This is a genomic window from Kitasatospora sp. NPDC023120 (assembly GCF_055560835.1).
Window position 1 is genome coordinate 46,711 of the sequence record NZ_JBVHHY010000011.1, and the last position, 18,606, is coordinate 65,316.

An 18,606-nucleotide genomic window follows, 5' to 3' on the forward strand; every position below is an offset into this window, starting at 1 on the left:
CACCGGCACCCGGCCCTGGAAGGACCCCGGCCCCGGCCCTCAGCCGATGTCCGTCGGATCCACCCGCACCCGCACCGGCTCCGCCGTCCGCAGCGCGATCCGCGCGATCTGCGCCGCCTTGAGCGCCGCCGCCAGCGCCGCCCCCTGCCCGGGCGGCACCCGCAGCAGCGCGCGCTCCTGCTCCTCCCCCCGCAGTGCCGACACCGGCACCGGTCCGAGCACGTCCGCCCCCTCGGGCAGCCGGATCAGCCCGAGCAGGTCGGCGACCGCCGCCGGGCTCCCGCTGACCGAGGCCATCCGCGACACCGGCGGGAAGTGCAGCTGCGCCCGCTCGTCCCGTTCCAGCCCGGCGTGCCCCAACGGGTCCCAGCGCACCAGCGCCTGGACCGGCCGGGCCGACGGCTCGGCGACGACGACCACCGTGCCGCCCTCCGTCGAGGGCCGCACCAGCGTGGCGGCGGCCAGCCAGAGCCGCAGCGTCTCCTCCCCGGCCCGCAGGTCCGGTCTGCCGAGTAGCGCCCACCCGTCCAGCAGCAGCGCCGCCCCGTACCCGGAGCCGCCCTCCACCACCGGCTCCGCGCCCGGCGTGGAGATCACCAGCGAGGGCTCGTCCGGCACGGTCGCGAGCACGGCGTCCCGCCCCGAGGTCCGCACCGGGATCCGCGGAAACGCCTTGCCCAGCTCCTCCGCCGTCCGCCGGGCGCCGACCACCTGGGCCCGCAGCCGGAACGACCCGCACTCGGGGCAGTGCCAGTCGCTCTCCGTCTCCCCGCACCACCCGCAGCAGAGCGGGGCGTCCGCCGAGGGCGCCTCCAGCGGCCCCTCGCACCGCCGGCACCGCGCGGGGGTGCGGCAGCGCCCGCAGGCCAGCCGGGGTACGTAGCCGCGCCGGGGCACCTGGATGAGCACCGGGTGCCCGGCGGCCAGCGCCTCCCGGGCGGCCTCCCAGGCCACCGAGGGCAGCCGGGCGGCCTGCGCGGCCGCGTCCCGGTGCTGGTCCTGGTCGGTGACGGTCCGCACTCGCGGAGCGACCTGCCGCACCGTCTCCCGGTCGGCGACCAGCGGGCGCGCCCAGCCGGTGCTCACCAGCTGGGCGCCCTCCACGGTCACCGCGTGCCCGCCGAGCAGGACGGCGGCACCCTCCTCCGCGGCGCGCAGCAGCGCCACCTCCCGGACGTGCGGATGCGGGGCGCGCGGGTCGCTGTGGCTGCTGTCGCCATCCGACCAGACGACGACCAGCCCGAGGTCGCGCACCGGCGCGAACATGGTCGCGCGGGTCCCGATGGCGGCGTGCACCGAGCCGCGGCTCACCGCGAGCCAGCGCTTGTAGCGCTCGCGCGGGCCGAGGTCGGCCTCCAGGGCCACGTGCATCCCGGGGCCGAGCAGCTCGGTCAGCGCCTGGTCGACCCGGGCCACCGACCGCCCGTCCGGCAGCACGACCAGCGCCCCGCGTCCGCCCGCCAGCGTCGCCGCCACGGCCCGTGCGATCTCGTACGGCCAGCCGGGGCCGGGCAGAGCCGCCCACACGGCGCGCGGCGCGCCGCCGCCTGCCAGCGCGGCGAGGAAGTCGGGCCCGGCCGGGTAGCGCTGCCAGCCGCCGGGGGCCGGGGCGGTGGGTCGTGGCAGCGGCGGCGGCGAGGGCTCGGCCTCGGCCTTGGCGTGCCGGGGCGGAACGGCCAGCTGCAGCACGTCGGCGAGCGTCCCGGCGTACCGGTCGGCGACGGTCCGGCACAGCCGCAGCAGCTGCGGGGTGAGGACGGGCTCGGGCGAGAGCACCTGCGCCAGCGGGGCGAGCGGCCCGGGGAAGTCGCTCTTCTCCAGCCGGGCGACGACGAAGCCGTCGTGCAGTTCCCCGCCCTCGCGCTGCCCCTTCACCACCCGGGCCCCGAAGCGCACCCGGACCCGCACGCCCGGTTGGGCCTCCTCGGCCATGGCGGCCGGCACCTCGTAGTCGAAGAACTTGTCGATGGTGAGCACGCCCTTGTCCACCACGACCCGGGCCACCGGCAGGTGCTCGGCCCGCTTGGCCCCGCGCCAGCTGCGCGGCTTGGCCCGCTTGACCGTCTCCCGGATGAACGCCAGCTGCTCCGGCTCGGCGCCCCCGTTCTCCCCTGTGCTGCTCATCGCCACCAAGTACTACCAGGTCACACCGACACCGTGCACGAACGCGAAGCGGCGCCCACCCCCCGGAAGGGGCGGGCGCCGCTTCGAGCGCTACGGACGTCAGTCCTGCACGGCAGCCTTCAGCTGCTCCACCCGGTCGGTGCGCTCCCAGGTGAAGTCCGGCAGCTCACGGCCGAAGTGGCCGTACGCGGCGGTCTGGGAGTAGATCGGCCGCAGCAGGTCCAGGTCGCGGATGATCGCGGCCGGGCGCAGGTCGAAGACCTCGGAGACGGCCTTCTGGATGCTGAGGACCGGCACGGTCTCGGTGCCGAAGGTCTCCACGAACAGGCCGACCGGCTCGGCCTTGCCGATCGCGTACGCGACCTGCACCTCGGCGCGGCGGGCGAGGCCGGCGGCGACGATGTTCTTCGCCACCCAGCGCATCGCGTACGCGGCCGAGCGGTCCACCTTGGACGGGTCCTTGCCGGAGAAGGCGCCGCCGCCGTGGCGGGCCATGCCGCCGTAGGTGTCGATGATGATCTTGCGGCCGGTGAGGCCGGCGTCGCCCATCGGGCCGCCGATCTCGAAGCGACCGGTCGGGTTGACCAGCAGGCGGTAGCCCTCGGTGGTCAGCTTGATGCCCTGCTCGGCGAGCGCCTTCAGCTCCGGCTCGACCACGAACTCGCGGATGTCCGGGGTGAGCAGCGACTCGAGGTCGATGTCGCTGGCGTGCTGGGTGGAGACGACCACGGTGTCGAGGCGGACGGCCTTGTCGCCGTCGTACTCGATGGTGACCTGGGTCTTGCCGTCGGGGCGCAGGTACGGGATGGTCCCGTTCTTGCGGACCTCGGTCAGCCGGCGCGAGAGGCGGTGGGCCAGGGTGATCGGCAGCGGCATGAGCTCGGGCGTCTCGTCGGACGCGTAGCCGAACATCAGGCCCTGGTCGCCGGCGCCCTGCTTGTCCAGGTCGTCTTCGTCGCCCTCGACACGGGCCTCGTACGCGGTGTCGACACCCTGCGCGATGTCGGGCGACTGCGCGCCGATGGACACCGAGACGCCGCAGGAGGCGCCGTCGAAGCCCTTCTTGGAGCTGTCGTAGCCGATCTCCAGGATCTTGTCCCGGACGAGCTGGGCGATCGGCGCGTACGCCTTGGTGGTCACCTCGCCGGCCACGTGCACCTGGCCGGTGGTGATGAGCGTCTCCACGGCGACCCGGGAGGTCGGGTCCTCACGCAGGAGAGCGTCAAGGATGGTGTCGCTGATCTGGTCAGCGATCTTGTCGGGGTGGCCCTCGGTGACGGACTCCGAGGTGAACAGGCGGCGAGACACAGCGCTCCCTGGGGTTGCAGCGGCTGCTGACTGAAGTTCCCGGGCTGACCCGGGAACTCCGGAAAGACTTGATTCCTGGAGTCTAACGGTCTGCTTCCGTCAAACGTCACCTACTCCAGGAATTCCGGAGCGGCCCGGAGCCCCTTCCGATCAGTTGCCGCCCGTTTCCATCCGCTTTGCGACCAGATCCCAGACGATGTCCGCGAGCGCCTCCTTCGGGCCCACCGGAACGGGCGTCTCACTGCCGTCCGAGCCCAGGACGACGGCCTCGTTGACGTCCTTACCGAAGGCCTTGCCGTTGCCGACCTCGTTCACGACGAGCAGGTCGCAGCCCTTGCGGGCGAGCTTGGCGCGGCCATGGGCGAGCACGTCGTCGGTCTCCGCCGCGAAACCCACGACCAGTTGACCCGAACGGGGCCGGTGGGCCGACAGCTCGGCCAGGATGTCGGGGTTGCGGACCAGCGCGACCGGGGCCGGCTCGACCCCCTCGACCTTCTTGATCTTGCCGGTGGCGTACTCGGCGGGCCGGAAGTCCGCCACCGCCGCGGCCATCACCACGGCGTCCGCGTCGGCGACCGCCTTGAGCGCCGCCTCGCGCAGCTCCAGCGCGGTCGAGACGTGCACCACGTCCACCCCGGCCGGGTCCGGCAGCTCGGCGTTGGCCGAGAGCAGGGTCACCCGGGCCCCGCGCGCCGCGGCCGTCACGGCGAGCGCGTAGCCCTGCTTGCCCGAGGAGCGGTTGCCCAGGTACCGCACCGGGTCCAGCGGCTCCCGGGTGCCGCCGGCCGAGACCACCACGTGCCGGCCCGCGAGGTCGGTCGGCGCCGCCCCGCCGCGGCGCAGCACCGCCCGGCAGGCGTCGAAGATCGCGGACGGCTCGGGCAGCCGCCCCTTGCCGGTGTCCTTGCCGGTGAGCCGCCCGACGGCCGGCTCCAGCACGATCACGCCCCGGCGGCGCAGCGTGGCGACGTTCTCCCGGGTCGCCGGGTGCTCCCACATCTCGGTGTGCATGGCGGGCGCCACGACCACGGGACAGCGGGCGGTGAGCAGGGTGTTGGTCAGCAGGTCGTCGGCGAGGCCGTGGGCGGCCCTGGCGATCAGGTCGGCGGTGGCCGGGGCGACCACGACCAGGTCGGCCTGCTGTCCGATCCGCACGTGCGGCACCTCGTGCACGCGCTCCCAGGTCTCGGTGGCGGCCGGGCGGCCGGACAGCGCGGCCCAGGTCGCCTCGCCGACGAAGTGCAGCGCGGCCTCGGTGGGCACCACGGTGACCTGGTGGCCGGACTCGGTGAACCGGCGCAGCAGCTCGCACGCCTTGTACGCGGCGATGCCGCCGCTCACACCGAGGACCACGCGGGGGGCGTCCGCACTCGCGCTCATCTACCGGCCTTTCTCCGCATCGGGAACCCGCCCACCCTACGGCCCCTCAGCCGCCGCCCGCGCAGTGCCCCACCCCCCGGCAGGACGCGAAAGGGCCCGGCGGAAACGATTCCGCCGGGCCCTCCCGGAAATCAGCGACCGCCTCAGGCAGCCTCGACCGCCTCGGCGGTCAGCATGCCCGCGTTGATCTCGCGCAGCGCGATCGACAGCGGCTTCTCGTGCACGTGGGTGTCGACCAGCGGGCCGACGTACTCCAGCAGGCCCTCACCGAGCTGGGAGTAGTACGCGTTGATCTGGCGCGCGCGCTTGGCGGCGTAGATCACGAGGCTGTACTTCGAGTCGGTGGCCTCGAGCAGCTCGTCGATCGGCGGGTTGATGATGCCCTCGGGCGCGGTCATGGAAGAGGACACGCGAAAACCTTCCGAAAGGGTGGAAAAGACAGACAGGTCAGGCTACACCGAGCAAGGCTAGCAGTTCGGCCGCTACCTGCTCGACGGAGGTGTTGACAAGAGTCGTGTCGAACTCGGGCTCGGCGGCGAGCTCGATCTTGGCGGCGTCGAGCCGCTTCTCGATCACGTCCTGCGGCTCGGTGCCACGACCGGTCAGTCGGCGGACCAGCTCGTCCCAGCTCGGCGGGGCCAGGAACACCAGCTGCGCCTCGGGCATCGACTCGCGCACCTGCCGGGCACCCTGCAGGTCGATCTCCAGCAGCACGGGCTCGCCGCGCTCCAGCTTCTCCAGCACGGCCGCGCGCGGGGTGCCGTAGCGGTTCCCGGCGAACTCGGCCCACTCCAGCAGCTCACCGTTGGCGATCAGCTTGTCGAACTCGTCGTTGTCGACGAAGTGGTACTGGACCCCGTTCTTCTCGCCCGGCCTCGGGTGGCGGGTCGTCGCCGACACCGAGAGCCAGACCTCGGGGTGCATCTTCCTCATATGAGCGACGACCGTGCTCTTGCCGACCCCCGAGGGGCCGGAGAGCACGGTCAGCCGCGGACGCTCACTCATGCACCGATTATCCCGGATCGCGGAGGATGACGGGACCACCGGGGCACGGTCAGGCGGCACCCCCGCCGAACTCCCGCTCCAGGGAGGCGATCTGGTTGGTACCGAGACCCCGGACACGCCGGCTCTCGCTGATGCCGAGGCGCTCCATGATCTGCTTCGCGCGAACCTTGCCGACGCCCGGAAGCGACTCCAGCAGCGCCGAGACCTTCATCTTGCCGATGACGTCGTTGTCGGCCTTGCCGGCCTTGATCACCTCGTGCAGGGAGGCGCCGGAGTGCTTGAGCCGGTTCTTGACCTCGGCGCGCTCCCGGCGAGCCTCGGCGGCCTTGGCGAGCGCGGCGGTGCGCTGTTCAGGGGTAAGGGGCGGAAGAGCCACGCCGTTCACCTCAGGTGTGGATGGAAGGGATTGAGCTATGACTGGTTTGGTACCCAGGACACCGTCCGCAAGGGGGAACCACAGGGGCCCTGACCTGCGGGAGCCACGGAATTCGCGGCTCGCCGATGACCTATCGCCGGACACTACCCGGATTGCGGCGCCACGTCAGGAAAAGAACACGAAAAGTCCTGGTCAGCCAAGGCCGACCAGGACTTTCCAGGGCAAAATGACCGCGATTGCGAAACTTTGACGGGCTCGATGTGACGGCGCTCACGTCAACTCCGCGGCGGCTTCGCCGTCCTGCGGACACTCCACAGGGTCACCGGACGGCTACCAGTGGGAGCCCTTCCGGTACTCGACCGCCACTCGACGGCTACTTGACCGCGTCCGCGAACTCGCCGACGAAGCGGTCCGAAGCCTCCCGCAGCGCCGCCACCGAGGGGCCGTGCCTGAGCACGTCCCGGCTCACGCTCGGCACCACGTTGATCACCGCGGCGCCGAACACCCGCGGCAGGTCCGCCATGGTCGCGCCCTGGGCGCCGATCCCCGGGGCCAGCAGCGGGCCGTTGATGGCCAGCTCCACGCCCGCGTCGGCCAGCGTCGCGCCGACCACCGCGCCGAAGGAGCCCAGCGGCGCGGCGCCCTCGTTCTCGGCCGCCAGCTGCCGCAGCACCGAGGCCGCGACCGACTCGCCGTCCGCGCCCACCGCGCGCTGCACCTCGGCACCCTCCGGGTTGGAGGTGAGCGCCAGCGCGAACACGCCGCAGCCCTGCTCCCGGGCCAGGTCCAGGGCCGGGCGCAGCGAGCCGAAGCCCAGGTACGGGCTGACCGTCACGGCGTCGGAGAACAGCGGGCTCGCGGGCGACAGGAAGGCCTCGGCGTAGGCGGCCATGGTCGAGCCGATGTCGCCGCGCTTGGCGTCCATCAGGACCAGCGCGCCGGCCGCCCGGGCCTCCTCGACGGTCTTCTCCAGCACCGCGACGCCCTTGCTGCCGAAGCGCTCGAAGAAGGCGGCCTGCGGCTTGAGCACGGCCACCCGGTCGGCTAGCGCCTCGACCACGGTGCGGCTGAAGGTCTCCAGCCCGGCGAGGTCGTCGCCGAGTCCCCAGGCGGCGAGCAGCGAGGCGTGCGGGTCGATGCCGACGCAGAGCTGGCCGCGGGTGTCGAGGGCCTGGCGCAGTCGGGCGCCGAACGGGGCGAGGGTCATGTCGTCCTTTCCAGAACCGGTGTGTCCGGAAGCGGTGTTTCCAGGAGCGGTGGGGGTGGTCACGAGCTGCGCACGGCGCTGCCGACGGCCGAGGCCAGGTCGCGGAAGCCCGCGGCCCGGATCCGGGCGGACAGGCCCTTGTGGATCTTGCGGCACCAGAACGGGCCCTCGTAGATGAAGGCGCTGTAGCCCTGGACGAGGTCGGCGCCGTGGATGATCCGCTGCCAGGCGTCCTCGGCGGTCTCGACGCCGCCGACCGAGACCAGGGTCAGCCGGCCCCCGGTACGGGCGCGCAGCCGCTGCAGCACCTCCAGGGCGCGGTCCTTGAGCGGGGCGCCCGACAGCCCGCCCATGCCGATCTCCTCGACCCGCGCGGCGTCGGTGCGCAGGCCCTCGCGGCCGATCGTGGTGTTGGTGGCGATGATGCCGTCCAGGCCCAGCTCCAGGGCGAGGTCGGCGACGGCGTCGACGTCCTCGTCGGCCAGGTCGGGGGCGATCTTGACCAGCAGCGGCACGTGGTGCGCGGTGGTGCGGTCGGCGGCCTCGCGGACGGCGGCCAGCAGCGGGCGCAGGTGGTCGACGGCCTGCAGGTTGCGCAGCCCGGGGGTGTTCGGCGAACTGACGTTGACCACCAGGTAGTCGGCGTACTTGGCCAGCCGCTCGGTGGACTTGACGTAGTCGGCGACCGCGTCGGCCTCCTCGACGACCTTGGTCTTGCCGATGTTGACGCCGATCACCGGGGTGGAGCTGGTGTGCGGGCGGGCGGCGAGGCGGGCGGCGACCCGGGCGGAGCCCTGGTTGTTGAAGCCCATCCGGTTGATCAGCGCGCGGTCCTCGACCAGGCGGAACAGCCGAGGCGTCGGGTTGCCGGGCTGGGGCTCGCCGGTGATGGTGCCGATCTCGACGTAGTCGAAGCCCAGCATCGACAGGCCGTCGATGCCGACGCCGTTCTTGTCGAAGCCGGCCGCGAGGCCGAACGGGCCGGGCAGGTCCAGGCCGAGGGCGCCGGTGCGCAGAGCGCGGTCGCGCGGGGCGAGCACCAGCCGCACCAGCGTGCGCAGGCCCGGCACCGAGGAGGCCAGCCGGATCCAGAAGAACGCCAGGTGGTGGGCCTTCTCGGGGTCCATCTTCTTGAAGACCAGGTCGAACAGAAGCTTGTACAAGGGTGGTTCAACTCCCGGATCACGGGCCGTACTCGGGCATGGGAGTGGGGGGCACCAATCTGGCTCCGGTGCCCCCCACTGCGGTGGTGCTACTTGCGGCCGGCGTTGATCAGCTCGGCGTGCTCCTGGAGCGACATCACCCCGACCTCCTCGCGCAGCAGCCGGTCGATGCCCTGGACGGCCGCGCCCATCGCCTGGACGGTGGTCAGGCAGGGCACCGCGCGGGACACGGCCGCGGTGCGGATCTCGTAGCCGTCGAGGCGGCCACCGGTGCCGTACGGCGTGTTGATGATGAGGTCGACCTCGCCGTCGTGGATCAGCTGGACGATGGTCTTCTCGCCGTTCGGGCCCTCGCCCTCGCTGTGCTTGCGCACCAGCGTGGACGGGATGCCGCCGCGCTGCAGCACCTCGGCGGTGCCGGCGGTGGCGAGCAGCTCGAAGCCGAGGCCGGCCAGCGCGCGGGCCGGGAAGACCAGGTTGCGCTTGTCCCGGTTGGCGACGGAGACGAAGACCTTGCCCTTGGTCGGCAGGGCGCCGTAGGCACCGGTCTGCGCCTTCGCGTACGCGGTGCCGAAGACCTTGTCGATGCCCATGACCTCACCGGTCGAGCGCATCTCCGGGCCGAGCACGGTGTCCACGCCGCGGCCGTGGATGTCGCGGAAGCGGCTCCACGGCATCACGGCCTCCTTGACCGCGATCGGCGCGTCGGCGGGCAGCGTGCCGCCGTCGCCCTCGGCCGGGAGCAGGCCCTCGGCGCGCAGCTCGGCGATGGTGGCGCCGAGCGAGATCCGGGCGGCGGCCTTGGCCAGCGGCACGGCGGTCGCCTTGGAGGTGAACGGGACGGTCCGGGAGGCGCGCGGGTTGGCCTCGAGGACGTACAGGATGTCGCCGGAGAGGGCGAACTGGATGTTGATCAGACCGCGCACCCCGACGCCGCGCGCGATCGCCTCGGTGGAGGCGCGCAGGCGCTTGATGTCGTGGCCGCCGAGGGTGATCGGGGGCAGCGCGCAGGCGGAGTCGCCGGAGTGGATCCCGGCCTCCTCGATGTGCTCCATGACGCCGCCGAGGTAGAGCTCGGTGCCGTCGTACAGCGCGTCGACGTCGATCTCCACCGCGTCGTCCAGGAAGCGGTCGATGAGCACCGGGTGCTCGGAGATCAGACCGGCGTGCCGCTCCAGGTAGGAGGCGAGCGAGGCCTCGTCGTAGACGATCTCCATGCCGCGGCCGCCGAGCACGTAGGACGGGCGGGCGAGCACCGGGTAACCGATCTCGTCCGCGATCGCCTTGGCCTCCTCGAAGGAGAAGGCGGTGCCGTGCTTGGGCGCGGGCAGGCCGGCGTCGCGCAGGACGCGGCCGAAGGCGCCGCGCTCCTCGGCGAGGTCGATCGCCTCGGGCTGGGTGCCGACGATCGGCACGCCGTTGTCCTTGAGCGCCTGGGCCAGGCCCAGCGGGGTCTGGCCGCCGAGCTGGACGATCACACCGGCGAGCGGGCCGGCCTGCTGCTCGGCGTGGACGATCTCCAGCACGTCCTCCAGGGTGAGCGGCTCGAAGTAGAGCCGGTCGGAGGTGTCGTAGTCGGTGGAGACGGTCTCCGGGTTGCAGTTGACCATGACGGTCTCGTACCCGGCCTCGGCGAGCGCGAAGGAGGCGTGCACGCAGGAGTAGTCGAACTCGATGCCCTGGCCGATGCGGTTCGGGCCGGAGCCCAGGATGATCACGGCGGGCTTGGAGCGCGGCGCGACCTCGCTCTCCTCGTCGTAGGACGAGTAGAAGTACGGGGTCTTGGCGGCGAACTCGGCGGCGCAGGTGTCGACGGTCTTGAACACCGGGCGGATGCCGAGGGCGTGGCGCACCTCGCGGACCACGTCCGGCTTCAGGCCGCGGATCTCGCCGACCTGCTGGTCGGAGAAGCCGTGGCGCTTGGCGTGGCGCAGCAGCTCGGGGGTGAGCTCGGCGGCGTCGGCCAGCTCGCCCGCGATCTCGTCCAGCAGGAAGAGCTGGTCGACGAACCACGGGTCGATCTTGGTGGCCTCGAACACCTCCTCCGGGGTGGCGCCGGCCCGGATCGCCTCCATGACGGTGTTGATCCGGCCGTCGGTCGGCACGACCGCCTTGGCCAGCAGCTCGCCCTTGTCGCCCACCTGGCCGGTCCAGGAGAACTGGGAGCCCTTCTTCTCCAGCGAGCGCAGCGCCTTCTGCAGCGCCTCGGGGAAGTTGCGGCCGAGGGCCATGGCCTCGCCGACCGACTTCATGGTGGTGGTCAGCGTGGCGTCGGCGCTCGGGAACTTCTCGAACGCGAACCGCGGCACCTTGACCACGACGTAGTCGAGGGTCGGCTCGAAGGAGGCTGGGGTCTCCTCGGTGATGTCGTTGGGGATCTCGTCCAGGGTGTAGCCGACGGCCAGCTTGGCGGCGATCTTGGCGATCGGGAAGCCGGTGGCCTTGGAGGCGAGCGCCGAGGAGCGGGAGACGCGCGGGTTCATCTCGATGACGATGACCCGGCCGTCCTCGGGGTTGACGGCGAACTGGATGTTGCAGCCGCCGGTGTCGACGCCGACCTCGCGGATGACGGCGATGCCGATGTCGCGCAGGATCTGGTACTCGCGGTCGGTGAGGGTCATCGCCGGGGCGACGGTGATCGAGTCACCGGTGTGCACGCCCATCGGGTCGAAGTTCTCGATGGAGCAGACGACCACGACGTTGTCGTGCTTGTCGCGCATCAGCTCCAGCTCGTACTCCTTCCAGCCGAGGATGGACTCCTCCAGGAGCACCTCGGTGGTCGGCGAGAGCGTCAGGCCCTGGCCGGCGATGCGGCGCAGGTCCTCCTCGTTGTGGGCGAAGCCGGAGCCGGCGCCGCCCATGGTGAAGGAGGGGCGCACGACGACCGGGTAGCCGCCGAGCGTGTCGACGCCGGCGATCACCTCGTCCATGGTGTGGCAGATGACCGAGCGGGCGGACTCGCCGTGGCCGATCTTGGCGTTGACGGCCTCGACGACGCCCTTGAAGAGGTCGCGGTCCTCGCCCTTGTTGATCGCCTCGACGTCGGCGCCGATCAGCTCGACGCCGTACTTGTCCAGCGTGCCGGCCGCGTGCAGCGAGATCGCGGTGTTGAGCGCGGTCTGCCCGCCCAGGGTCGGCAGCAGCGCGTCGGGGCGCTCCTTGGCGATGATCTTCTCGACGAACTCCGGGGTGATCGGCTCGACGTAGGTGGCGTCGGCGATCTCCGGGTCGGTCATGATCGTGGCCGGGTTGGAGTTGACCAGCACGACCCGCAGGCCCTCGGACTTGAGGACCCGGCAGGCCTGCGTACCCGAGTAGTCGAACTCGGCGGCCTGGCCGATGACGATCGGGCCGGAGCCGATCACCAGGACGGACTTGATGTCAGTGCGCTTAGGCACGCTGGCCCTCCATGAGCTTCACGAAACGGTCGAAGAGGTAGGCGGCGTCGTGCGGGCCGGCAGCAGCTTCGGGGTGGTACTGGACGCTGAAGGCGGGGACGTCGAGCGCCTGCAGGCCCTCGACCACGTCGTCGTTCAGGCAGACGTGGGAGACCTCGACCCGCCCGTACGGGGTGTCGCTGACCTTGTCCAGCGGGGCGTTCACGGCGAAGCCGTGGTTGTGGGCGGTCACCTCGACCTTGCCGGTGGTGCGGTCCTGCACCGGCTGGTTGATGCCGCGGTGGCCGTACTTGAGCTTGTAGGTGCCGAAGCCCAGGGCGCGGCCGAGGATCTGGTTGCCGAAGCAGATCCCGAAGAAGGGGGTCTTGCGCTCCAGCACGCCCTGCGCGACGGCGACCTGGTGGTCGGCGGTGGCCGGGTCGCCCGGGCCGTTGGAGAAGAAGACGCCGTCCGGGTCGACCGCGTAGACGTCCTCCAGCGTGGCGTTGGCGGGCAGCACGTGCACCTCGATGCCGCGCTCGGCCATCCGCTGCGGGGTCATCGCCTTGATGCCGAGGTCCAGCGCCGCGACGGTGAACCGCTTCTCACCGATCGCCGGCACCACGTACCGCTCGGTGGTGGCGACCTCGGCGCACAGGTCGGCGCCCTTCATCTCGGGCGACTGCTGCACCCGGGCGAGCAGCTCGGCCTGCTCGGCCAGCGCCTCGCCGGAGAAGATGCCGCAGCGCATCGCGCCGCGCTCGCGCAGGTGGCGGGTCAGCGCGCGGGTGTCGATGCCGCTGATGCCGACGACGCCCTGCTTGACCAGCTCCTCGTCCAGCGAGCGGCGCGAGCGCCAGTTGGAGGCGACCCGGGCGGGGTCGCGCACGACGTAGCCGGCGACCCAGATCTGCTTGGACTCGTCGTCCTCGTCGTTCCAGCCGGTGTTGCCGATCTGCGGGGCGGTCATCACGACCACCTGGCGGTGGTACGACGGGTCGGTCAGGGTCTCCTGGTAGCCGGACATGCCGGTGTTGAAGACCGCCTCGCCGAAGGTCTCGCCGATCGCGCCGTAGGCCTGGCCGCGGAAGGTCCGGCCATCCTCCAGGACGAGCACGGCAGGGACACGCTCCCGCCGTTGGCGCTGCGTGGTGGGGGCAGGTGCGGTCATTGCGCGGCCTCTTCCGTCATCTTCGTCTGCGTACGTGTTGCAAGGTGAGCGATCGCCTCGACCCAGGCGGCGTGCTCGTCGGGGTGGTCGGCCCGGAAGCCGGAGTCCAGCTCGGTGCCCTCGTGCGTCCAGGTGACGACGAGCAGTCCGGAGGGGACGACCTTGCCGGCGATCCCGGAGTCGGTGCGCGCACCGGTCAGGTGCGCGGCCGGGATCCAGAAGTCGACGTCACCGGGGCGCCGGACCAGCAGGCCGTCCTCGCCGAGCGTGAGGTCGGCCCGGCTGCGGGTGCCGAGGCCGTGCGCGACGACCCGGTCCAGCCAGTTCCCGGCGGTGGTCGTGCCGTGGTACCGCCCGCTGGTCTCCAGGATGGTGCGCCCGGCGCGGTCCGGCACGGCGGGCAGCGGCGGGATGCCGGACTGCAGGGTGCGGCGCCAGTTCCAGCCCTGGCGCATCAGCCAGTAGACGAGGCCGATCACGATCAGCAGGCCGACGGACCAGCCGATGTACCCGGGCCAGTTGGTGACCTTCGCCTGCTCCTTGGCGAGCTCGGCGAAGCCGCTCACGACTCGCCGCCCTGCTCGGCCGGCTCGCCGGCCAGCACGGTGGCGCGGCCGCGCAGGAAGGTGGCGTGCACCCGTCCCGGCAGGTCCAGGCCCTTGTAGGGGGTGTTGCGGCTACGGGTGGCGAAGCTGTCCGGGTTCACGGCACCACGGTACGCGGGATCGAACAGCACCAGGTTGGCAGGCTCACCCACCGAGATCGGCCGACCGTGACCGGTGAGACGGCCGATCCGGGCCGGGCGGCGCGACATCCGGTCGGCGACGCCCTCCCAGTTCAGCAGGCCGGTCTCGACCATGGTCTGCTGGACGACCGACAGCGCGGTCTCCAGGCCGACCATGCCCATCGCGGCCACGGCCCACTCGCAGTCCTTGTCCTCGGCCGGGTGCGGCGCGTGGTCGGTGGCGACGGCGTCGATGGTGCCGTCGGCGAGCGCCTTGCGCAGCGCCTGGACGTCCTCGGCGGTGCGCAGCGGCGGGTTCACCTTGTACACCGGGTCGTAGGAGCGGACCAGCTCGTCGGTCAGCAGCAGGTGGTGCGGGGTCACCTCGGCGGTGACGTCCCAGCCCTTGGCCTTGGCCCAGCGGATGATCTCGACCGAGCCGGCCGTGGAGACGTGGCAGACGTGCAGCCGGGAGCCGACGTGCGCGGCGAGCAGCACGTCGCGGGCGATGATCGACTCCTCGGCGACGGCCGGCCAGCCGCCGAGCCCGAGCTCGCCGGAGACCTGGCCCTCGTTCATCTGGGCGCCCTCGGTCAGCCGCGGCTCCTGGGCGTGCTGGGCGACGACGCCGTCGAAGGCCTTGACGTACTCCAGGGCGCGGCGCATCAGCACGGCGTCGTCCACGCACTTGCCGTCGTCGGAGAAGACCCGGACGCCCGCGGCGGACTCGTGCATCGCGCCGAGCTCGGCGAGCTGCTTGCCCTCCAGGCCGACGGTGACGGCGCCGACCGGCTGCACGTCGCAGTAGCCGGCCTCCTGGCCGAGCCGCCAGACCTGCTCGACCACGCCGGCGGTGTCGGCCACCGGGGTGGTGTTGGCCATCGCGTGCACGGCGGTGAAGCCGCCCATCGCGGCGGCCCGGGTGCCGGTGAGCACGGTCTCGGCGTCCTCGCGGCCGGGCTCGCGCAGGTGGGTGTGCAGGTCGACCAGGCCGGGGAGGGCGATCAGGCCGGTGGCGTCGATCTCGATGTCGGCCTCGACCGCCAGGCCGGTGCCGATCGCCTTGATCACGCCGTCGGCGAGCAGGAGGTCCTGCGCGGCGCCGCCGAGGATCTGGGCGTTGCGGATCAGGTAGGTGGTCACTGCGCGGTCTCCACGGTCTCGGTGCGGGGGGCGTCGGCGGGGGTGTCGGCGAGGGTCGCTCCGCCGAGGAGCAGGTAGAGCACGGCCATCCGGACGGAGACGCCGTTGGCGACCTGCTCGATCGCGGTGCAGCGCGGCGAGTCGGCGACCTCGGCGGTGATCTCCATGCCGCGGACCATCGGGCCGGGGTGCATCACGATCGCGTGCTCCGGCAGCTGGGCCAGACGGCGGCCGTTCATGCCGTAGCGGCGGCTGTACTCGCGCTCGGTCGGGAAGAACGCGGCGTTCATCCGCTCGCGCTGCACCCGCAGCATCATCAGCGCGTCCGTCTTGGGCAGCACGCTGTCCAGGTCGTAGCTGATCTCGCAGGGCCAGTTCCGGATGCCGATCGGCAGCAGCGTCGGCGGGGCGACGAAGGTGACCTGGGCACCGAGGGTGTTCAGCAGGTGGACGTTTGAGCGGGCGACCCGGCTGTGCAGGACGTCGCCGACGATCGTCACCCGGCGGCCCGCGAGGTCGTGCCCGGCGCCGGGGTTGAGGTGGCGACGCATGGTGAAGGCGTCGAGCAGCGCCTGGGTGGGGTGCTCGTGGGTGCCGTCACCGGCGTTGATCACACTGCCGTGCAGCCAGTCGGACTGGGCCAGCCGGGCCGGCGCGCCCGAGGCGTGGTGGCGGATGACCACCGCGTCGGCGCCCATGGCCTGCAGGGTCAGCGCGGTGTCCTTGAGGCTCTCGCCCTTGGAGACCGAGGAGCCCTTGGCGGAGAAGTTGATGACGTCGGCCGAGAGGCGCTTCTCGGCGACCTCGAAGGAGGTCTTCGTCCGGGTGGAGTCCTCGAAGAAGAGGTTGACGACGGTGCGGCCGCGCAGCGTCGGCAGCTTCTTGACGGCCCGGCCGGAGAGCTGGGCCAGCTCCTCGGCGGTGTCCAGGATCAGCAGCGCGTCGTCGCGGCTGAGATCGGCGGCGGAGACGAGGTGGCGCTTCACGCGGGTTACTCCGGGAGGTGCGGTTCGGTGGGCTTTTCGGCCAGGGCCTGCGAGGAGCGTGCGGCGAAGTCGCGGTCCCCGACCAGGACGGCGTCCACGCCGTCGGCGTCGGAGAGGCGCACCTGCACGGCCTCGCGCAGCGAGGTGGGGAGGTTCTTGCCCACGTAGTCCGCACGGATCGGCAGCTCGCGGTGGCCCCGGTCGACCAGGACGGCGAGCTGGACGGCGCGCGGCCGGCCGATGTCGTTGAGCGCGTCGAGCGCGGCGCGGATGGTGCGGCCGGAGAAGAGCACGTCGTCGACGAGGACGACGAGCTTGCCGTCGATGCCGCCGGGCGGGATCTCGGTGTGCTCGAGGGCGCGGGCGGGCTTCAGCCGCAGGTCGTCCCGGTACATGGTGATGTCCAGGGTGCCCAGCGGGATCTCGCGCCCGGTGATCTGGGCCAGCCGGGCGTGCAGGCGGCGGGCGAGGTGGACGCCCCTGGTGTGGATGCCGAGCAGCACGACGTCCTCCGCGCCCTTGGCGCGCTCGACGATCTCGTGCGCTATCCGGGTGATGACCCGGGCGATGTCCGTACCGTCCAGCACCTGGTGCGGCGGCCGCGGCGTCGGTTCCTGCGTCGAATCTCTGTGTGCGGTCATGCCGAAGCGGACCTCCTTCCCCGCCTCACGGGACGGGTCTTAAAGGATGTCTGGGATGGCCCCCGCCGACTCGGCGCGGGCTTCGGGACATCCTAGCAGTGCCCCGGACGGGAAACCGAAGTCAACCATTCCGCTTCCGCCGGTTAACACGCCGGACGCGCCGACGATGCGAGCCATTCGCACGAGTGCCCCATTCGGCTTGACGCAACTACCTTACTCTACGTAACCTCACAGTGAGTTACGAGACGGACGTCGAACCCACCGGTAACGGCGTCGGCAATCGCCCGTGACCCACCACTGAACGCGAAGCAATCTCGTCCGGGGAGATCAATGTCCAGCGACTACGCGAAGCAACTCGGAGGCAAGCTCCGAGCGATCCGCACTCAGCAGGGGCTCTCCCTGCACGGTGTCGAGGAGAAGTCCCAGGGGCGCTGGAAGGCAGTCGTCGTCGGCTCGTACGAGCGCGGCGACCGTGCGGTCACCGTGCAGCGGCTGGCCGAGCTGGCGGAGTTCTACGGCGTACCGGTGCAGGAGCTGCTGCCCGGCGGCACCCCCGGTGGCGCGGCCGAGCCGCCGCCGCGCCTGGTCCTCGACCTGGAGAGACTGACCCAGGTCCCCTCCGAGAAGGCCGGCCCGCTGCAGCGCTACGCGGCGACCATCCAGAGCCAGCGCGGCGACTACAACGGCAAGGTGCTGTCGATCCGCCAGGACGACCTGCGCACCCTGGCGGTCATCTACGACCAGTCGCCCTCGATCCTCACCGAGCAGCTGATCTCCTGGGGCGTGCTGAACCCCGACGCGCGCCGCGCGGTGCGCGAGGAGGACGCGAGCTGAGGCTCACCGCACCGGCTCCTGCCAGCGGATCCTTACAAAACCCAGCACTCGTTCCACCTGTGCTGACAAGCAGAAACGTCACGGCGCGGCACCCGAACGGGGGCCGCGCCGCGGTGTTCGTATGACCGCCGGCTCGGCGGCGAAGCCGCTCTCCCGGGGGGCGTCAGCAGACGGTGCCCAGGCTGTAGCCGGGCCGGGCCGCCACGCCGTCCAGCCGGACCGGGCGGTCCGCCGGCGCCCATTCCTGCCCACCGCTCGACCAGGCCCAGGAGGCCGCCAGGTACTCCCCACAGGAGGCGGCCGAGCCCTGCGAGCCGTGCAGCACCGCGACCCCCGGCAGCTCCAGGGCCAGCCCGGCGCACAGCACCGCGCAGACCAGCTCCAGGTCCTCGTCGTTGATCCGCACCACGCCGTCCTCCCATTGCAGGACCCGCGCCGCCGCGGCGAGCTTCCCGCCGGGCGCGTCCACCCGCAGGCGCAGCTCGTACACCCCGGCGCCCGCACCGACCAGCATCCGGCGGAACACCTCGCCCCCGCGCGTGTAGGCGGCGCGCACCCAGCGGACGTGCTCCTCGTCCTGCTCGTCCGCGCCCCCGTACAGGCCCCCGTCGAGCAGCAGGTCGACGTGGCAGAGCGTCAGCCCGTTCTCCCGGGCCCGGACCAGGCGCGGCAGGAAGTCCCCGGCCAGCTCCTCACCCTGGTAGGCGAGCAGCTGGGTCTGCAGCGCCGGGTTGACCAGGTAGCGGTCACGCGCGGCGGACGCGGCCGGGTCCAGCGCGTTGAGCAGGCAGAACTCCTCGAAGTCCTGCGGGTGGAACATCCGGGCCCGGACGGTCTCGAAGCGCTCCAGCGCGTCGGCCAGCAGCTCGGCGGTGTCGGCCAGGTAGCGCTCGAAGTCGGGGGCGTCGGAGAGCCCCCAGGCGCGGGCCCGCGCGAAGTCGGCGGCGTTGGTCAGCACCCCGATGACGAACGCCTGGTCGACACCCTCGGCGCCCTCGGCCCGCTGTGGCCGGTGCGAGGCCCGCACCGCGGGTCGCGAGCCGCCGGAGGTGCAGTCGGAGTTACGGCGGGCGCGGCCGTTTCGCATCGGTGGCTCCTCGCTTCGGCGGGCGACCGTCGGCGGTGACGGTCGGCGGCGGGCTCGCCGCTGACCGCCTTCCTCCCCAC

The 18,606-nt window shown here is 72.1% G+C and carries 16 protein-coding genes; 1 reads left to right on the plus strand and 15 read right to left on the minus strand.

What is annotated here, in order from left to right:
• Positions 1-39 precede the first annotated feature (39 nt).
• The 14 genes from ACZ3TI_RS17765 to pyrR all read right to left on the minus strand — a co-directional run bounded on the left by ACZ3TI_RS17765 (position 40) and on the right by pyrR (position 16,605).
• Complete coding sequence (locus tag ACZ3TI_RS17765; RefSeq protein WP_465727144.1) at positions 40-2,124, minus strand: primosomal protein N'; 2,085 nt, start codon at positions 2,122-2,124, stop codon at positions 40-42.
• 99 nt (positions 2,125-2,223) lie between these two features.
• Positions 2,224-3,432 carry a methionine adenosyltransferase gene (gene metK / locus ACZ3TI_RS17770; RefSeq protein WP_387750966.1) on the minus strand — a complete coding sequence of 403 codons (1,209 nt, stop codon included), beginning with the start codon at positions 3,430-3,432 and terminating at the stop codon, positions 2,224-2,226.
• Positions 3,433-3,582: 150 nt separating this feature from the next.
• Positions 3,583-4,812 carry a bifunctional phosphopantothenoylcysteine decarboxylase/phosphopantothenate--cysteine ligase CoaBC gene (coaBC, locus tag ACZ3TI_RS17775; protein WP_465727145.1) on the minus strand — a complete coding sequence of 410 codons (1,230 nt, stop codon included), beginning with the start codon at positions 4,810-4,812 and terminating at the stop codon, positions 3,583-3,585.
• A gap of 143 nt (positions 4,813-4,955) precedes the next feature.
• Positions 4,956-5,222 (minus strand): DNA-directed RNA polymerase subunit omega, encoded by a 267-nt coding sequence (gene rpoZ, locus ACZ3TI_RS17780; protein ID WP_030056185.1) that lies wholly within the window; start codon positions 5,220-5,222, stop codon positions 4,956-4,958.
• Between the two features lie 37 nt (positions 5,223-5,259).
• Positions 5,260-5,817 carry a guanylate kinase gene (gmk, locus tag ACZ3TI_RS17785; protein ID WP_402216848.1) on the minus strand — a complete coding sequence of 186 codons (558 nt, stop codon included), beginning with the start codon at positions 5,815-5,817 and terminating at the stop codon, positions 5,260-5,262.
• A gap of 49 nt (positions 5,818-5,866) precedes the next feature.
• The gene (gene mihF, locus ACZ3TI_RS17790) at positions 5,867-6,193 is read right to left on the minus strand and encodes an integration host factor, actinobacterial type (protein WP_030056187.1); all 327 of its coding nucleotides are present in this window, start codon (positions 6,191-6,193) and stop codon (positions 5,867-5,869) included.
• Positions 6,194-6,566: 373 nt separating this feature from the next.
• On the minus strand, positions 6,567-7,400 hold the full coding sequence (gene pyrF / locus ACZ3TI_RS17795; RefSeq protein ID WP_465727146.1) for an orotidine-5'-phosphate decarboxylase: 834 nt from the start codon (positions 7,398-7,400) through the stop codon (positions 6,567-6,569).
• 59 nt (positions 7,401-7,459) lie between these two features.
• A complete protein-coding gene (locus ACZ3TI_RS17800) occupies positions 7,460-8,563 on the minus strand; it encodes a quinone-dependent dihydroorotate dehydrogenase (protein ID WP_465727147.1) in 1,104 nt (367 codons plus the stop codon).
• A gap of 89 nt (positions 8,564-8,652) precedes the next feature.
• Positions 8,653-11,961 (minus strand): carbamoyl-phosphate synthase large subunit, encoded by a 3,309-nt coding sequence (gene carB / locus ACZ3TI_RS17805; RefSeq protein ID WP_465727148.1) that lies wholly within the window; start codon positions 11,959-11,961, stop codon positions 8,653-8,655.
• A complete protein-coding gene (gene carA / locus ACZ3TI_RS17810) occupies positions 11,954-13,111 on the minus strand; it encodes a glutamine-hydrolyzing carbamoyl-phosphate synthase small subunit (RefSeq protein WP_465727149.1) in 1,158 nt (385 codons plus the stop codon). The genes carB and carA overlap by 8 nt, the downstream gene beginning before the upstream one ends.
• Positions 13,108-13,677 carry a PH-like domain-containing protein gene (locus ACZ3TI_RS17815; protein WP_465727150.1) on the minus strand — a complete coding sequence of 190 codons (570 nt, stop codon included), beginning with the start codon at positions 13,675-13,677 and terminating at the stop codon, positions 13,108-13,110. The genes carA and ACZ3TI_RS17815 overlap by 4 nt, the downstream gene beginning before the upstream one ends.
• Positions 13,674-14,978, minus strand: coding sequence for a dihydroorotase (locus ACZ3TI_RS17820; RefSeq protein ID WP_465727151.1), 1,305 nt, complete (start codon positions 14,976-14,978; stop codon positions 13,674-13,676). Before ACZ3TI_RS17820 ends, ACZ3TI_RS17815 begins: the two co-directional genes overlap by 4 nt.
• Positions 14,975-15,964 (minus strand): aspartate carbamoyltransferase catalytic subunit, encoded by a 990-nt coding sequence (locus tag ACZ3TI_RS17825; protein WP_465727152.1) that lies wholly within the window; start codon positions 15,962-15,964, stop codon positions 14,975-14,977. The genes ACZ3TI_RS17820 and ACZ3TI_RS17825 overlap by 4 nt, the downstream gene beginning before the upstream one ends.
• A gap of 5 nt (positions 15,965-15,969) precedes the next feature.
• The gene (gene pyrR, locus ACZ3TI_RS17830; RefSeq protein WP_465727153.1) at positions 15,970-16,605 is read right to left on the minus strand and encodes a bifunctional pyr operon transcriptional regulator/uracil phosphoribosyltransferase PyrR; all 636 of its coding nucleotides are present in this window, start codon (positions 16,603-16,605) and stop codon (positions 15,970-15,972) included.
• 330 nt (positions 16,606-16,935) lie between these two features.
• Between pyrR and bldD the strand changes: the two genes are divergently transcribed.
• On the plus strand, positions 16,936-17,439 hold the full coding sequence (gene bldD / locus ACZ3TI_RS17835) for a transcriptional regulator BldD (RefSeq protein ID WP_030056198.1): 504 nt from the start codon (positions 16,936-16,938) through the stop codon (positions 17,437-17,439).
• Between the two features lie 163 nt (positions 17,440-17,602).
• On the opposite strand, the gene ACZ3TI_RS17840 is transcribed toward bldD, so the two are convergent.
• Positions 17,603-18,526, minus strand: coding sequence for a hypothetical protein (locus ACZ3TI_RS17840; RefSeq protein ID WP_465727154.1), 924 nt, complete (start codon positions 18,524-18,526; stop codon positions 17,603-17,605).
• Between the last annotated feature and the right edge of the window lie 80 nt (positions 18,527-18,606).

What these genes read in the sequence shown, in the direction of transcription:
- ACZ3TI_RS17765 (WP_465727144.1), bottom strand. Translation starts at nt 2,124, where the DNA reads ATGAGCAGCACAGGGGAGAACGGGGGCGCCGAGCCGGAGCAGCTGGCG.
- ACZ3TI_RS17840 (WP_465727154.1), bottom strand. Translation starts at nt 18,526, where the DNA reads ATGCGAAACGGCCGCGCCCGCCGTAACTCCGACTGCACCTCCGGCGGC.
- gmk (WP_402216848.1), bottom strand. Translation starts at nt 5,817, where the DNA reads ATGAGTGAGCGTCCGCGGCTGACCGTGCTCTCCGGCCCCTCGGGGGTC.
- bldD (WP_030056198.1), top strand. Translation starts at nt 16,936, where the DNA reads ATGTCCAGCGACTACGCGAAGCAACTCGGAGGCAAGCTCCGAGCGATC.
- pyrR (WP_465727153.1), bottom strand. Translation starts at nt 16,605, where the DNA reads ATGACCGCACACAGAGATTCGACGCAGGAACCGACGCCGCGGCCGCCG.
- pyrF (WP_465727146.1), bottom strand. Translation starts at nt 7,400, where the DNA reads ATGACCCTCGCCCCGTTCGGCGCCCGACTGCGCCAGGCCCTCGACACC.
- coaBC (WP_465727145.1), bottom strand. Translation starts at nt 4,812, where the DNA reads ATGAGCGCGAGTGCGGACGCCCCCCGCGTGGTCCTCGGTGTGAGCGGC.
- carA (WP_465727149.1), bottom strand. Translation starts at nt 13,111, where the DNA reads ATGACCGCACCTGCCCCCACCACGCAGCGCCAACGGCGGGAGCGTGTC.